Origin of the sequence: Clostridium sp. MCC328, from assembly GCF_018785465.1 — a bacterium.
GTDB lineage: Bacteria > Bacillota > Clostridia > Lachnospirales > Lachnospiraceae > Pilosibacter > Pilosibacter fragilis.
On sequence record NZ_WQPW01000005.1, the window covers coordinates 39,889 to 54,201 of the forward strand.

10 protein-coding genes, 1 tRNA gene and 3 pseudogenes are annotated in these 14,313 nt (G+C 49.7%); 5 read left to right on the forward strand and 9 right to left on the reverse strand.

Going from position 1 to position 14,313, the window contains the following annotated elements:
* Positions 1–125 precede the first annotated feature (125 nt).
* Complete coding sequence (locus tag GPK83_RS00940; RefSeq protein WP_215703776.1) at positions 126–950, reverse strand: EFR1 family ferrodoxin; 825 nt, start codon at positions 948–950, stop codon at positions 126–128.
* Positions 951–1,475: 525 nt separating this feature from the next.
* On the opposite strand from GPK83_RS00940, the gene GPK83_RS00945 reads away from it, so the two are divergent.
* Positions 1,476–2,399: an Rpn family recombination-promoting nuclease/putative transposase gene (locus tag GPK83_RS00945; RefSeq protein ID WP_117552058.1), complete on the forward strand. Its 924-nt coding sequence runs from the start codon at positions 1,476–1,478 to the stop codon at positions 2,397–2,399.
* Positions 2,400–2,523: 124 nt separating this feature from the next.
* Here the strand turns inward: GPK83_RS00945 and GPK83_RS00950 are convergent, their stop codons facing one another.
* Together GPK83_RS00950 and GPK83_RS00955 are read right to left on the reverse strand one after the other, a co-directional pair.
* Entirely contained in the window at positions 2,524–3,645 is a 1,122-nt protein-coding gene (locus GPK83_RS00950) for a DNA/RNA non-specific endonuclease (RefSeq protein WP_215703777.1), read from the reverse strand.
* Between the two features lie 167 nt (positions 3,646–3,812).
* Positions 3,813–4,220, reverse strand: coding sequence for a ribonuclease Z (locus GPK83_RS00955; protein WP_117566279.1), 408 nt, complete (start codon positions 4,218–4,220; stop codon positions 3,813–3,815).
* A 224-nt stretch (positions 4,221–4,444) separates the two neighbouring features.
* On the opposite strand from GPK83_RS00955, the gene GPK83_RS00960 reads away from it, so the two are divergent.
* Positions 4,445–4,517 (forward strand) — tRNA-Ala (locus tag GPK83_RS00960).
* A 328-nt stretch (positions 4,518–4,845) separates the two neighbouring features.
* On the opposite strand, the pseudogene GPK83_RS00965 reads toward GPK83_RS00960, so the two are convergent.
* The 4 genes and pseudogenes from GPK83_RS00965 to GPK83_RS00980 all read right to left on the reverse strand — a co-directional run.
* Positions 4,846–5,205, reverse strand: a pseudogene (locus tag GPK83_RS00965) (plasmid recombination protein); the annotation flags it as partial.
* An 18-nt stretch (positions 5,206–5,223) separates the two neighbouring features.
* On the reverse strand, positions 5,224–6,384 hold the full coding sequence (locus GPK83_RS00970) for a PrpF domain-containing protein (RefSeq protein ID WP_118600241.1): 1,161 nt from the start codon (positions 6,382–6,384) through the stop codon (positions 5,224–5,226).
* Positions 6,385–6,396: 12 nt separating this feature from the next.
* Positions 6,397–6,951, reverse strand: coding sequence for an SLC13 family permease (locus tag GPK83_RS00975; RefSeq protein WP_215703778.1), 555 nt, complete (start codon positions 6,949–6,951; stop codon positions 6,397–6,399).
* A gap of 12 nt (positions 6,952–6,963) precedes the next feature.
* The gene (locus GPK83_RS00980; RefSeq protein WP_215703779.1) at positions 6,964–9,225 is read right to left on the reverse strand and encodes a hydratase; all 2,262 of its coding nucleotides are present in this window, start codon (positions 9,223–9,225) and stop codon (positions 6,964–6,966) included.
* A gap of 362 nt (positions 9,226–9,587) precedes the next feature.
* On the opposite strand from GPK83_RS00980, the gene GPK83_RS00985 reads away from it, so the two are divergent.
* The 3 genes and pseudogenes from GPK83_RS00985 to GPK83_RS00995 form a co-directional block, all read left to right on the forward strand.
* The gene (locus GPK83_RS00985) at positions 9,588–10,511 is read left to right on the forward strand and encodes a LysR family transcriptional regulator (protein WP_215703780.1); all 924 of its coding nucleotides are present in this window, start codon (positions 9,588–9,590) and stop codon (positions 10,509–10,511) included.
* Positions 10,498–10,719 (forward strand): annotated as a pseudogene (locus GPK83_RS00990) (type II toxin-antitoxin system RelB/DinJ family antitoxin); the annotation flags it as partial. The gene GPK83_RS00985 and the pseudogene GPK83_RS00990, both read left to right, overlap by 14 nt.
* 42 nt (positions 10,720–10,761) lie before the next feature.
* A pseudogene (locus GPK83_RS00995) lies at positions 10,762–10,944 on the forward strand (recombinase family protein); the annotation flags it as partial.
* A gap of 151 nt (positions 10,945–11,095) precedes the next feature.
* On the opposite strand, the gene GPK83_RS01000 reads toward GPK83_RS00995, so the two are convergent.
* Together GPK83_RS01000 and GPK83_RS01005 are read right to left on the reverse strand one after the other, a co-directional pair.
* Positions 11,096–12,250, reverse strand: a complete 1,155-nt coding sequence (locus GPK83_RS01000) for an N-acetylmuramoyl-L-alanine amidase (RefSeq protein WP_215703781.1) — start codon at positions 12,248–12,250, stop codon at positions 11,096–11,098.
* Positions 12,251–12,408: 158 nt separating this feature from the next.
* A complete protein-coding gene (locus GPK83_RS01005; protein ID WP_215703783.1) occupies positions 12,409–14,073 on the reverse strand; it encodes an SH3 domain-containing protein in 1,665 nt (554 codons plus the stop codon).
* Between the last annotated feature and the right edge of the window lie 240 nt (positions 14,074–14,313).

Below are 14,313 nucleotides of genomic sequence, written 5' to 3' on the forward strand. Positions count from 1 at the left end.
GCCACTCTAAAAAAGTGGGAATCTTCTCGAATGAGAAAAAAATTGATACAGGGAGCCTATGTTCGCCCTCTGTATCAATCTTTTTCATTGATTTTTTATGCATTTTTTATACAATCATAGAATCATCAGATAAACCACTCTGCCTCAGCCCGTCTCTGGTAATTCTGTTTTAGCATTTCCACATGAGATAAAAATGCCTCGTCATCAAAATACTTTGCGCCTGCCGGACATGCCTTGATGCAGGCATGGCACTTGATGCAGATTCCGGTGCAGGTATCCGGCGCGTCCTTCGGGATGGATCCCATCGGACAGGCTGTCGCACAGATTCCGCACTTCGTGCATTTTTCCGGGTCTGTCTTCGGTTTCGCCTTTAAGAACACTGCAGGTTTTCCATCCGATCCAAGCGGTGTATAGTAGGCAGTCACCGGATCATCGCCGCGGACCTCGATCTTTGCCGGGATCTCCGTCATATCAGCAACTTTCTTCGCGACCTTCTCACCAAATTCCGCGATCTTCGCGAGATCATCCGCATCCGGACGTCCTGTCGCAAGCTTATTGCTGAACACATGCTCTGTCGGGATTCCAGCAGCTGCGATCGTATGGAAGCCGTGAAGCTCCAGCTCGTTGCGAAGCTCGATCAGACCGTTGTCAAAGTTTCTGTTTCCGAATACCGATACCGGTACTGCAAATGCGCCGTTTCCCTCAAAAGCGCTCTGCACATACGGCAGCATCTTATTCGGAATTCTTCCCGCGTAGACCGGCGTGCTGAAAAATACAAGATCCTCACTTTCAAAGCTCGTAACACCTTCCCGATTCTCCGGAAGTGTAAAATCAAATGTCTCCATCGGCACAGAAAGAACTTCCGCCGCCTTTTTCGCCATCGTTGTGATTACTTTTTTCGTGTTTCCTGTGGGGCTGAAATATACCGCCCATACTTTTGTGATCTTCATAATACCTCACCTTTTCCCTTGATATATGATTCTTTATTAGCAGATAAAATCTGCTTTATGAATTTCTTCCCATCAGTATAGCATATTGCAATGCAAAAAGAAACCTCCTTCCCACAAAAACAGAAGCCCCTGAAATTTTACTTCCGGGGACTTTTCCATTTTCTGTTTCGTGAAATTTACAGTTCCGGTGCCTCATCGAGTACGAACTCTACGCTGGCATCTTTCTTGATTTCTACGGTGTCTTCAGCTTCGTCGATTTCGGTGGAATCTTCTGCTTCTGTGACCTCAATGAGTTTATCAATTTTTAATATTTTTTAATACCCAACTACATTGCCATCCCCACTCCTACATGCTAATATAATCCCAAGCAAGGTTTCTAACGAATTCTATGATCTATTTTCTATTCTGGCCATTACGGCATCTGAAGACTCTTTGCTGAAATCACCCAAACAACTGGCAGGGAGTCGGGGATGTCTCGTATCAATTCCTCTCCTGCCCAATTTTCCAGGAAAGGAAGGTAACTGAATGGAAAATCAAGTGATCCATGCTCTCATCTCCACTGAAGAGTATAGGGAATCGCCCGATTTTATGAATGTCAATCTCAGCGATTTCGCCCTGTTTCTCGCGGTAATGAAGCACAAGGAGGCGCAGGAATGCGTACTCAGTATTATCCTGGATGAACCAGATCTCAGGCTTACACAGGTAAGGGTTGAGGACGTTATTCTCAACAAAAACGGAAGACGCGGAATCCGGCTCGACGCCTGGGCATTGGCGGAAGATTCCAGGCAATTTGCTACAGAGATGCAGAATGATGCGTCTGAGGACGATCTCAGGAAGCGCTCCCGGTATTATCAGGGACTTCTTGATACACCGGCGCTAAAGGCAGGAAAACACACAAAATACCGCCACTTGCCATCAACGATCGTGATATTCATCACCCAAACTGATCTCTTCGGAATGGATCGCGCAATGTACACATTCACAGAGCGCTGTCACCAGATTCCGGGGATGGAACTGGGGGATGAGACAATGAAGATATTTTTGAATATGAGCAGTAAGAACGAACGGGATGAACTCGTGAGTCTTCTTCAATATATGAAAAACTCTACGCTCTCCAATCCCGAGATTATTATCCTTGATGACAGGATCCGCAGGCTGGACGCAATTGTTACTGAAGTAAAGCAGAGTGAAGAATGGGAGGATGCACATATGAGTATTTTATCTACTGGTATTGACATCGGACGTAAGGTAGGCCATGAAGAGGGCCTTGAAGAAGGGCGCAAAGAAGGGCGCAAAGAAGGGCGCCTTGAGGGAATCCATGCGATCATAAATGTTCTAAAAGAACACAATCTTACCGATTCCGAAATCATTCAGCAGCTATGTAAATCTTTTCGCTTAGATACAGGCACTGCAGAAAAAATGTTTCATGATTTCTCACACCATGATTAATCCCTGATATTTCAGTTTAATCTTATGTCAAATATGGACTGAATAAACGCCCGGCTCCATACACTGATTGCATAAAGCCGGGCGTTTGATATTGTCTTAATTTTATATGTTTTTGAAATATTCTCTACGGTTTACAACTTTTACAAGCTTCATATCCCTCATCAATCAGCTTCTCCCGCTCCCCCGTATACTTTTTTCGGTTCTCAGACTTGATATTCTTCACAGAATTGCAGTCCGTGCGGTGGAATTTCATGGTCTTCGTGTTGAGGATATAGGTTCCGCTCTCTTTTCCAGAGGTTCCTGCATCGTTTTTTCCGGTACCTCCAGGTGCCCCTGATGAATTGTTTCCAGTAGACGATGTACCTGACGTTTTCCCGGTACCTGACGCACTTCCGCTTTGACTGCCTCCTGCACCTCCGCTCTTCGCCAGTTCACTCTTTCCCGTCGCATAGTCGATCGTGACTCCCGGCTGAACATTGTAAACATAAACACAGAACAGGACTCCGTCACCTTCGTCCTCCACAGATTCCGCTTCCATCAGGACTCCGGATGCCACGAGGTTATCTCCCTCAAAGACCGGCGTCACGCGGTACATCACATGGTTTCCGGTTTCTTTTACATAGTCGGCTGTCAGGTTCTCAAACGGCAGCATTCCCTGAACATTAAAGTATCTCGTACCCGTGATCAGATTCTTTTCGTTCGCGTTCTCCGCCGTCAGCTGATATCCGATCAGATGGCATCGGTTATACAGATATTTTCCATCCACAAAATCATATTTCGCATTGATCCACCCTGTTGGCTTTACCTCTCCGATGGAACCCCGCTTTTCCGTCGGCATCGTATCGGTACTGACGGAGGCGTAAGCCACACCGCAGCGGCCTAATGAGTCCAGATCACTGTAGCTTTCAAAGGAGACATCCGTCAGGTCATCCTCCGTAAAATACGGAACATTTCCATTGACCGCCACATAAGGGGAGTCCGTATACTCCGGAATATCGGAAAGACGGAATTCCCCGGTTGCCGACGGGTTTCCTGCCATCCCCATTGACGTTTTATTTCCCTGTCCGCTGCTGTTCCCGGCACCAGAGTTCTCTGCCGCCTCAGCAAGGCTTCCAAGGATATTTCCCGCCGCATGGGCAACATCTGCCGCCACACTGGCATTAGCGGCCGCATCGCCCTCACAGGCCGTTACCGTCAAAGAGACCGCCGCGATCACGCAAAGCAGCCATTTTCTTAAATTCTTCATATTCTGTCATTCCCCTCTGTTGCCATATTTTCTATCGCAGTCCGCCTTTCCGCCAAATGCTCCGTACATACTCCCCCCTGTCCCAATATCCAATCTCCCACTATATTTCTGAAATATCGGAATTGGAACTGTCTCCAGCGTCATTCTGCCTATCATACATTCATATTTTAACGGGTATACCGCTCTCTCGTAATTTTCTCGTGGGAAGATCCCGCAAATTCTTTCGTCTCCACGCACTTCCACACGCTGAGGTCCACCGGAAAATACACATCCGCCGGATAATCCCTGTTCCAGTGGTAGAGATAGATTTCCTCGATCCGCTCCGCACAGCCAGAGACGTCCGCATTCTCCACAAAGCAGAACTCCCCGTCCCCCGCAGCATCGAGAAACGTCTCATCCACCAGGATTTTCTCCGCATCACTCTCCGCAAACTGTTTTCTGCTGTAGGCATTCATCCAAAGTTTTTTTCCATCCGTAAGTTCCAGAATATCTGCCCGCAGGACTCGATCCTGGCTCTGGCGGCGATGGTTGAACATCATTCCATTATGGTCATCCACGCATACGATCAGTATCATTTGATCCCCTCTTTCCGTTTCTTTTCCATATGGGTATTATACACTATGTTTCCGTTTATGTAAACATATGTTCGGCATCTCTTTCCTGAAAATCTTTCCGTTCAGCCCTGCGCTAATCTGGATATACGTTGTGGTTTTGCGGTATTTTTTTCATTTTTCCCATGGAAAATCTTGACATCTGTCCCCCGTGGTGCGATAATAATGAAGTCAAAAAATATCGTTATGGGCTTGTAGCGCAGTTGGGAGCGCACCACATTCGCATTGTGGGGGTCGTCGGTTCGAATCCGATCAGGTCCACGAAACAAGAGAAATCCGAACCTGTTTCCGATTGGAGAAGGGTTCGGATTTTTCGTTTTCTTCGGGTACGACAACGAAGGCTCCCGTAGACGACGCAAAACGCCGATACCTTGTCATAGACCATAAGCCAATAACAAGATTTGGGAAGCCACGGACTGGAAGATTAAGAGCAAAAAATAAGAGGTGTGCCCAAGCGGACATATCTCGGCGAGAAACATCTATGTAAGGCAGGGCGTTCCCTTTTCCGGGAGCGTCCTGCTGTTTTTATGCTGCGATGGGGGCGGCGGTTCTCAACGTCCATCATATAACCATGTGCTGCCTGTTTTTCCTTGTCCTTGCAGCGTTTCGACCAGAGGATCTGCTTTTCCACCACAGGCACATAGACCACATGGAGGTGGTAGTGGTAGACCTCCCGGCCTAGTGCTTCGGTCATGGCACGGTTGATCTCATCTGCGTGCATGACTGCCGAGAGGATATATTGCTCACCGCCTACGATCTGGACAGCGGCTTTGTAGGCATCTGCGTAGAACTGCTTGGCGAACTCGTAGCCGCCGTGGTTGTCAAAGTAGGCCGAGTTGACATCAAAGATAAGCTCGCAGTAGTGGGTGGCATCCGGCTTCAGGCCGCGAGTGGAAATGGTTCCATTGGCTTCCGTCTGGGCGAACAGGTCGGTATAGCTGGCGGTTGGCTTTTCTACTTCAAAGAATCAGCAGAATGCAGTCCCTTCAGCCAGCAAATTGGCTGTGCGGAAGCCGAAAGTGTCTTCCACATCCACAGAGCCATCTTCCCCTACCGTGTAATCAACGCCAGCTTCCAAAATTCCGCCGGGATGAGCGATACGGATGAACTGGGTGTCCACATCCGGGCGGAGCACCTGCTGCACGACACTGCCGGGAACGATGGCAGCAGCGGCAGTACACATTGCGCCGGTCATGGCATAGGTGGGGTGAGTCTTCTGCATACTCATCATCCGGGAAAGCAAATCGATCTTATCCGCAGAGATTTTATGTCCCGTGACGGTGGTATAGTCTGCGGCAGGGGCAACAAAGGTCATTTTGGGGATGCCGGGAGTTTCCCATGCACTGCGAGTATAATCATCGCACAGTCCCAATTTGACAGCGGCCATGCCGCGTACTTTTTCAAGAAGCTCCAGTTTTTCAGGGTCGTTATCCAATTCAGACGGCAGTTCTTTTCCAGTCAGACCGAGGTCAGAGGCCTTTACAAAGACCAGCGGGTTTGCCGCATCCACGATGGACACTTCCACAGGGCCAAAGCCGGGAACATCCAACGTATCAACAGCATTTCCAGTAGGCAGTAAGTCCGTGCCTTCTGTCGGGCGGGTCTTGAGCGTACCAGCCGGGCGGACAAACTTGAGCTTAATGGGGCTGGCTGTTCCGGGAACACCTGCGATAGCAAAGTCGCCGTCATATTTAACAGAGCCATTTTCGCAAGCTACTTCTTCCACGATGAGCTTATTGGTATTGGTGTTGAACACACGAACTTGCGTGACAGGTTCGGTGACTTTCACCAGACCTTTTTCAATGGCAAAAGGACCGACGCCGGAAGAAATGTTGCCGCAGTTGCCTTTGGTGCTGACCAGCGGCTTATCCACGCTGACCTGACAGAACGTATAATCAACATCCGCATCCGCACGGGAAGAAACTCCTACGATAGCAACTTTGGAAGTGACCGAAGCTGCGCCGCCCAGACCATTGATTTGTTTCTCATCCGGACTGCCCATAATGTTCAGCAGCAGTTCGTCGCGCTGGGCGGTATCAGTCGGCAGGTCACGTTCCAGAAAGTATAAGCCTTTGGAAGTGCCGCCGCGAATAATCATACAAGGAATGTGATGTGCTTTGTTTATCATAAAATATACCTCTCAAATCAACTGAAGAGGGCGTAGCCCAGCTTGTAAACACCGAGGAGCTTGTTTTGTTCTTCTTCTTTGTTTTCGGAGTTGGAAGCAGTCATGCAAGCCGCCCATGCCGGTGATCAGGAGCAGCGTACCCCAAGGCACCTTCGCCAAAGCCTTTTTCTCATCGGAAGTCTTGAGTGCCATCTGGACAGCAGCCACAGCAAGGGAAGCCAGACCGACACTGATCGAGAAACCAACGACCATGATGACCATAACAACAATACCGAGGGCGGTAATGACCTGCTCTTTGCTCATCTTCTGAGCGACGGCAGTAGAGGAAGCAGAGGTCTGCAAGGCAGGCTTGATTTTCCAGACTTTATAATAGATGCAGAAAATCACCATCAGCAGGCAGAACCAGAGGATCAGGTTCACCATGGAAGGAATCGCAAAGTCCGAAGCGGAATAGCCGGCGTCGGTGCAGAGCTTATCCAGAATGCCGATGTTGCATTTGCGCCAGAACGCAACGGCAACGATAACGGCAAGGAATAATACAGAAAACAATGCAATATTCGATGTCATGACAATTTCTCCTTACTTCTTCAGCATTCGGTTGTAGTTGATCAGCGAACCGGCGCGGATAATGTCTTTTTCTTCCTTCGTCAGAGGGGAAATCGCAAGGGTCAGAGGTTTGATGGTCTCGCCCAGAACATAAGCCGGGATGTTCACCATGCTGCCCTCTAATGCCTCCCGAATATTCGGCACAAAGATGTAATCATCGTCTGCAAAGTCCGGTGCGCTGACGGTCACGAAAGGAACCATACCCCAGTTGATAAGGTTTGAGCGATAGCGTTTGGTTGCATATTCCTTGGCAATGTTTGCACCACCCAGCAGGACGCGCTGGCAGGATGCAGCCTGTTCGCGGGCAGAACCATCGCCTGGTTTAACGGCGTAAATGGTGCTGGACAGATCGATTTTTTCTTCCTTGATCTCGGCAAAACCGGAAATCGTGCGAATTTTTGCAATTGCATCGGCTACTTCTGCCGGGCAAATGCCGTTCTTCCGGTTCTTCTCATGATTCATGACTGCCTTTGCCTTGCCGATATATTCCGGAACACGGCGGCTGAGGGTAAATTCTGCCAGCCCCATCGGATTGGAGCGGAAAGAACCCGTCTCGCCAGAAGGGATCAGCTCGTCGGTGGTGGTAACAGGGTCGGTGATATAAGCGCAGACTTTCAGCAGCATATGTTCGTTCAGAGCAGGCATCTCCGGCCAGTCTTTGATGTTCGGGCCGCAGACCAGTTCGGCATTCGGATCACCCTTGCCAAAGCCCTGATAGATACGGTGCTCGTAAGACGTTGCGTCGTAGTCGAACTTGGGACATTCATATTCATAACCCCACTCATCCGCTGCAGTGATGCGTCCGCCGTTGGCAGCGGTGGCGGCAATGCTGCGTGCATCCATCAGTGCAACACTGGCGATTTGACCATTGCCGGGCTTGGAACCCTCGCGGTTGGGGAAGTTGCGCGTGGTATGACGGACAGCCAGACCGCCATGTGCCGGGGTGTCGCCTGCGCCGAAGCAGGGGCCGCAGAATGCGGTACGGATGGTAGCGCCTGCATTGATGAGCTTTTCGATGGCACCCTTGCGGAGAAGGTCTACCATGACAGGCTGGCTACTGGGGTAGACACCTAAAGCAAATTCTCCTGTTCCGGTGCTCTTGCCATCCAACAGATAGGCGGCTTCCATGATATTAGAATAAGTACCGCCTGCACAGCCTGCAATGGTTCCCTGATCAGCATAAAGTGCGCCGTCATGAACTTTGCTCATCAGATTCAGACTCAGGTTCGGATTCTTGATAAGTTTCTTGGCATCTTCCTCGACACTGTGCAGAATATCTGCCATATTTGCGTTCAATTCACGAATCTCAAAACCGTTAGAGGGGTGGAACGGAAGCGCGATCATACTGTGGATGGTGGACAGGTCGATGTAAACGCAGCCGTCATAATAAGCAACATCAGCGGGGTCGAGCTGCTTGAAATCTCCTCCACGGCCATGCTCCATCAGGAAGGCTTTCGTATCCTCATCGGTGCGCCAGATAGAGGACAGGCAGGTGGTTTCCGTCGTCATCACATCGATGCCGTTGCGGTAGTCGGTGGATATAGAGGAAACGCCGGGTCCGACGAACTCCATGACTTTGTTCTTGACATAACCGTTGGCAAAGACAGCCGAAACGATGGCGATGGCAATATCCTGCGGTCCGATGCCGGGATTGGGCTTGCCATCCAGATAGACCGCTACGACCTCAGGATATGCGGCATCCCATGTCTGCTCCAAAATCTGTTTGACCAGTTCGCCGCCACCTTCACCAACAGCCATCGTACCCAACGCACCGTAACGCGTATGGGAGTCCGAGCCAAGAATCATCTTACCACCGCCAGCCATCGTTTCACGCATATACTGATGGATAACACCCATGTGAGGAGGAACGAAGATGCCGCCGTATTTCTGACAGGCGGTCAGACCAAACAGATGGTCGTCCTCATTGATTGTACCGCCCACAGCGCACAGGCTATTGTGGCAACAGGTCAACACATAGGGCAGCGGAAATTTGTCCAGACCAGAAGCTCGTGCAGTCTGGATGATGCCAACATATGTAAGGTCGTGGCTTGTGATGGCATCAAATTTGATTTTCAGATTTTCCGGGTCGCCGCTGGTATTGTGCGCTTGCAAAATGCCATAAGCAATCGTGCCTTTTTTTGCTTCTTCCTTATTGAGAGAAAGTTCTGCGTCCTTTTCCCGTACCAGAGTCTTTCCATTCAGCAGGTAGACACCGGAATCATACAACTTCACCATGCGTGTTACTCCTTTTATCCTGTTTGCGGTGGCCTGCGCAGAACCACTCGCCCTGTTTTCGGATATCCGCTTCTGTTGGTTCTATTGTAATACGAACGAGTCGAAAAGTAAAATTCATGGTTAAAATAGAAACTATGGTTTTTAGCTATGATGATTGTTTGAGCTTTCCAAACTGGAACGGATTTTTTGTACAACAGACATAACTTTTCAGGAAAAGCAGCTCAAATCAACGGATTCTTTGTTGTATTCAAGACAAAACAAACGATTCTTTTTCTTCCGCAAAAGTATAGCTTGCGTGCATAGTTCGTTGAATTTCCGAGGAATCTCTATTATAATAGGAATGTAGAAAGGCGGTGGAACGGATGGATTTCCGGGAGTTGAGTTATATTACAGCTATTGCAAAATATCAAAATATTACGAAAGCCGCAGAGTCGCTTTATATCAGTCAACCGACCCTGAGTAAATTTTTGAAAGCACTGGAAGAAGATATTGGATTGAAGCTGTTTCGGCGATTGGGCAATCGGTATGTGTTGACTCATGCAGGAGAATGTTATCTGCAAAAAGCGGAACAGATCTTACAGCTGAAAAACGAGCTTGATTTGGAATTGGCAGACATCATGAAGCGTGATGTGGGTGTTTTGCGCGTAGCCTTTCCCACGATGCGCTGTACCTATATGCTGCCAGCGACACTGCCCGATTTCCAAAAGCTCTATCCAAACGTAAAGGTGGAAATCATCGAGGCACATTCAGACCAGCTTGACCAGAAAATACTCAGTGGCGAAGTGGAGGTCGCATTTTATTCTCAACCACCTAAGGCGTCGGACGTTATCGAATACGACACACTGGAAAAAGAAGAACTGCTTATCTGCACCTGTAAAGATCACCCCATCGGACGGTTCGCCGTACCAAATCCAGCAAGTAAATATCCGAAGTTGAATCTTTCTGTGCTGAAAAATGAGCGTATCCTGATGATGCGTTCCGGACAGCGTACCCGGCAGATCATGGACGACTACCTCAAGAAGAATGACATTGAATTCAAAAATGTTATGTATACCAGCAACCTTCCGGCAATCATTGAACTGGTGTCTGTCGGTTACGGTGTCTCATTTATGTTTGAGCCACATCTGCGTCATCGGCTCAGCAATCATCCAATCAATTGTTATAGCTTTGGTGAGCCTCGTATTACCTCCAATTTTGTTGCAGCTTACCGAAAAGGAAGCTATCTTCCCGTTTATGCAAGGGATTTTATTGAGCTTGTCCGGCGGTTGAGTGATGCGCAAATTTGAAAATAACGATACGACACTTAACCTTCGTGTCAACCCTACCGTCAAGCAGCAGGCCGAAGACGTGCTGAAGCAGCTTGGCATCCCGATGGCGACCGCCATTGATATGTACCTGCGGACGGGCGGTATTCCTTTCTCGCTGTCCCTGCCGAAAGCTCCTGCGGCTCTGAACACTGACACCATGACCGATGACCAGCTCCATGCAGCACTCAGCGATATGGAGCAGATTTACAGCTACATTGCTGACCGGCATTACTACTCTGCAGAGCTGTCCGAAAAGGTCGTACGCGGCATGACGGAGAATGTTCTGAAGGGCAGCAAGTACAACGGCGGCACCGTTCCCATCGGCTTCAAGGTGGACGAGGAGAAGTTCTTTCAAATCGACCCGCTGAAAGCTCCATTTGTGGTCGAAGCGTTCCAGAAATACGACGATGGTATATCTCACACAAAAAGCGCATTTTCGCCATGTAATACTTTTTGATTATCAAGAAGTTCCTGTATAACTTCTCATTGATTAAAAAAACGCTGCCAGGTATTTTCCCGGCAGCGGTATTCTCTTTAATTCCCCTAATATAACTCTCCAAAATTTACTGTCCAAAAAAACTGTTCACACCGACAACAAGCCCATCCGCCAGTCTCCCTAACGTCGCATCATCATGAGCAGATTTCCCATCCCCAAGCTCAATATCAATACTCGGAACCGTAGAATACGACGTCTGGGTCAGATCCATCTCCATGGATCCCGACGAGAAGATCTTCACACCGTTCTGCTTCAATCCTCCCACCAGCGCGCTTCCAAGCTTATTGTGGGACTCCCAGTGGGACGCCACCGGCTCCATGGCACGATAGGCGGCATTATTCGGCACACTCATGTAAAACGCTCCCTTGTCCGTCTTCGTGGAATCCCAGTGCAGGGCGATATGGCAGTCTGCCTTATTGTTTGCCATGACGGTTCTCGCCACATTGTCGAGCTGCACATCACTTCCATCACGGATCATCAGCACATCATATCCCACCGCCAGAAGCTTATCCCGGAAGATCTGCGCCATACGGAGCGTCACGGTACTCTCCGCCGTTCCATCCGCGAACGTCATTCCGCCGGATACCGCAACGGCCTTCGTCGCTCCGGCTCCTGTAGTTCCGCCTGTCACCTTTGCCGTTTTGTCGGGATGGCAGAAGGTCTTTACCTTCGATCCGCCGGATGTACCATGTCCAGCATTTACAGCAACCACCTTATTTTTCCGGTTCGCAGTTCCATTGTGGTAGAACACCGCGTGACCGCTGTTGATCGCGGACATCCCCGCATATTTCCAGTTGGAATCCATTCCAACCTGATAAGCCTTATCCACATACGCCTTTAAGGAGTCGGGTACTGTCACGGTTCCATCGGCAGCGACTGTGGATGTTCCGCCCGTAGTTGCCGCCCCCGTTTTCGCAGTGCTGCTCTGCGGCTTGCTGGTCGTCAGATAGCGGCTTGCAACATAAACGGTCGTCTTCGCCCCGCCGATCTGCACCTCGCTCCACTCCCCATTGTTTTTCACTCTGGAAAGTACTGTCCCGCGGGGCAGTGTTCCGAGAACCGCCCCTGATGCTGTGGAGGGCTGATTCCTGTAATTTAACTTCGACGCGTTCACATAAACCGTATCCGCAAACGCCGTCATCGGTACCGATGCGGCGAACAGGATACCGAGTCCCGCGCAGAGACCTGCCGCATGTCTTTTAATTCTCTTCTTTTTCTCCATATTCTTTCCTTCCCATGCATTCCGGACCTGATCCACCCGGAAAAATTTTAATGTGTCCCGGCTTCCCAGTCTGAGGAATTCATTTCTTCAAAACTTACTTTCCTTATCAAGACAGCCCGGCATCTCTACCGGGCTGTCCGAAATCTTCCAATTTTCAATTAATCACCAAGTACATTCACGATCTTCGCCGGAGTACGATAGTTCCATGTGGAGATCTTGATACCGGATCTCGCGTTGGACGCATGGCACACCTGACCATTACCGATATAGAGCGCAACATGGTTGATTCCGCCGCTTCCAGAGTAGAATACAAGGTCACCCGGACGCATCTGGCTCGAGGTGATCGACTTTCCGCTTCCCGACTGCGCGCCGGAGTTGTGCGGCAGGGATACACCGAATTTCGCCATGACAGACATCGTAAATCCGGAGCAGTCCGTTCCGTTTGTCAGGCTCGTTCCGCCGTAGACATATCTGTTTCCGACGAACTGAACTGCGTAGTTTGCGATCTGGGCACGTTTGGAGGAAACACTTCCGGACTTCGATCCGGCAGCCCCGTCGTTTGCGCTGTTCTTCTTACCGGAATTATTCTTTGAACTGTTCTTTGAACTGTTCTTAGAATCATTCTTCGAAGAGGTATCTGCAACCTCAACCACCGGCGTATACTTGATCGCCTCTTCCAGACCGTACTTAACGTCAACATAATCGCTGGACAGGTATGCGTCCTGATCATCGATCTCGATCTTTACCCAGCCATCCTGCTGATCCGCTACAAGGAATCGCTCGCTGTTGGAGATCTGTGTGTAGATCGAAGAATTCGTGTTCGGCTCTGTGCGGACATTGACGCCGTCCGTGTTGGAGATCGCCATCAGCTTTGCAACCTGAAGCGCTTTGTCCTTCGCCTGCTGTCCTGTCAGGATATACTCAGATTTTACATAACCGGTAATGTTTCCGGAACGGATCTTGTACCAGCCCGACGTGGAGGTGTCCAGGATATCACAGCCTGCGTTGCTCGGCAGCTTCGCGATGATCTTGCCCTTCTTCTCATCCGGATTGTCGCGGACATTCAGGTAATTGGACACATTGGATACACCGAGATTATCATAAAGGCTTAAGACCGTCTGTCTCATATCCTGCTTGATCGCCTCATCCAGAGCGTATTTTACGGTGACATAATCCGCAGAAATATATCCGGAAGAAATCTGGATCCAGCCGTCCTGCTGCCCCTTGATGTCATATCTTTCGTTTTTAAATACCTGCTCCACAACATTCGCATCCGCCTTCGGCTCTGACCGGACATTTAACTTATCCGCATCGATCACGGCACGCTCAGCCACATTTTCCGCAGCCAGTTTTTTCGCCTCATCCCCGGTATAGACATACTGGGAGCTTACATAACCGGTCACACCGCCGGATGAGATCTTATACCAGCCATCTGTGGAGGTATCCAGAATCTCGCAGGCACCGCCCTTCGGCAGCTTTCCTATGACCTCACCGAAGCTCTCCGGGGTCTTTCTGACGTTCAGATAGCCTGAGACCTCCGCAATCCCAAGATTTGCATAGCTGTCCACAATACTCTGGACCGTCTTTTCATATTCCTTAGACGCAATCTCCTCGGCAGAAAGCGTGGTCTCCAGAACAATATTTCTCTCCCCGGTGCTCTCAGATGCAGCCTCTGTTGTCTCTAAGGAAGCCGCTGCGGTCTCAACCTTCATCCCTCTGGAAAAAGTGTCCCTGTGATTTCCGATCACAGTTCCTGCAACCGCAACCACCGCGACCACTGCAACAGCCGCTCCTCCTGCCGCGAGGATCTTCATATACGGCATCGCCGCCTTTTTCTTTTTGATCTCACGCAGTCTTAAGATATTTTCACGCTGACTTGCCTGATGCTCTTTTTTCGGGCGCACGGGCTGCTGTTTTTCCCTTCGGTTTCCGGAACGTCTTCCCGCAGAACGGGATCTCTGTCCCTCCGTCTCCGATTCAGCGCTGTCGGCTTCTGCGGTCTTTGCCTCCGGTTCTGTGATGTCGGCTTCTGCGGCTTCGACCTCCGGCTCTGTGCTGGCGGC

What these genes read in the sequence shown, in the direction of transcription:
- GPK83_RS00940 (WP_215703776.1), bottom strand. Translation starts at nt 950, where the DNA reads ATGAAGATCACAAAAGTATGGGCGGTATATTTCAGCCCCACAGGAAAC.
- GPK83_RS00945 (WP_117552058.1), top strand. Translation starts at nt 1,476, where the DNA reads ATGGAAAATCAAGTGATCCATGCTCTCATCTCCACTGAAGAGTATAGG.
- GPK83_RS00950 (WP_215703777.1), bottom strand. Translation starts at nt 3,645, where the DNA reads ATGAAGAATTTAAGAAAATGGCTGCTTTGCGTGATCGCGGCGGTCTCT.
- GPK83_RS00955 (WP_117566279.1), bottom strand. Translation starts at nt 4,220, where the DNA reads ATGATACTGATCGTATGCGTGGATGACCATAATGGAATGATGTTCAAC.
- GPK83_RS00970 (WP_118600241.1), bottom strand. Translation starts at nt 6,384, where the DNA reads ATGATAAACAAAGCACATCACATTCCTTGTATGATTATTCGCGGCGGC.
- GPK83_RS00975 (WP_215703778.1), bottom strand. Translation starts at nt 6,951, where the DNA reads ATGACATCGAATATTGCATTGTTTTCTGTATTATTCCTTGCCGTTATC.
- GPK83_RS00980 (WP_215703779.1), bottom strand. Translation starts at nt 9,225, where the DNA reads ATGGTGAAGTTGTATGATTCCGGTGTCTACCTGCTGAATGGAAAGACT.
- GPK83_RS00985 (WP_215703780.1), top strand. Translation starts at nt 9,588, where the DNA reads ATGGATTTCCGGGAGTTGAGTTATATTACAGCTATTGCAAAATATCAA.
- GPK83_RS01000 (WP_215703781.1), bottom strand. Translation starts at nt 12,250, where the DNA reads ATGGAGAAAAAGAAGAGAATTAAAAGACATGCGGCAGGTCTCTGCGCG.
- GPK83_RS01005 (WP_215703783.1), bottom strand. Translation starts at nt 14,073, where the DNA reads ATGCCGTATATGAAGATCCTCGCGGCAGGAGGAGCGGCTGTTGCAGTG.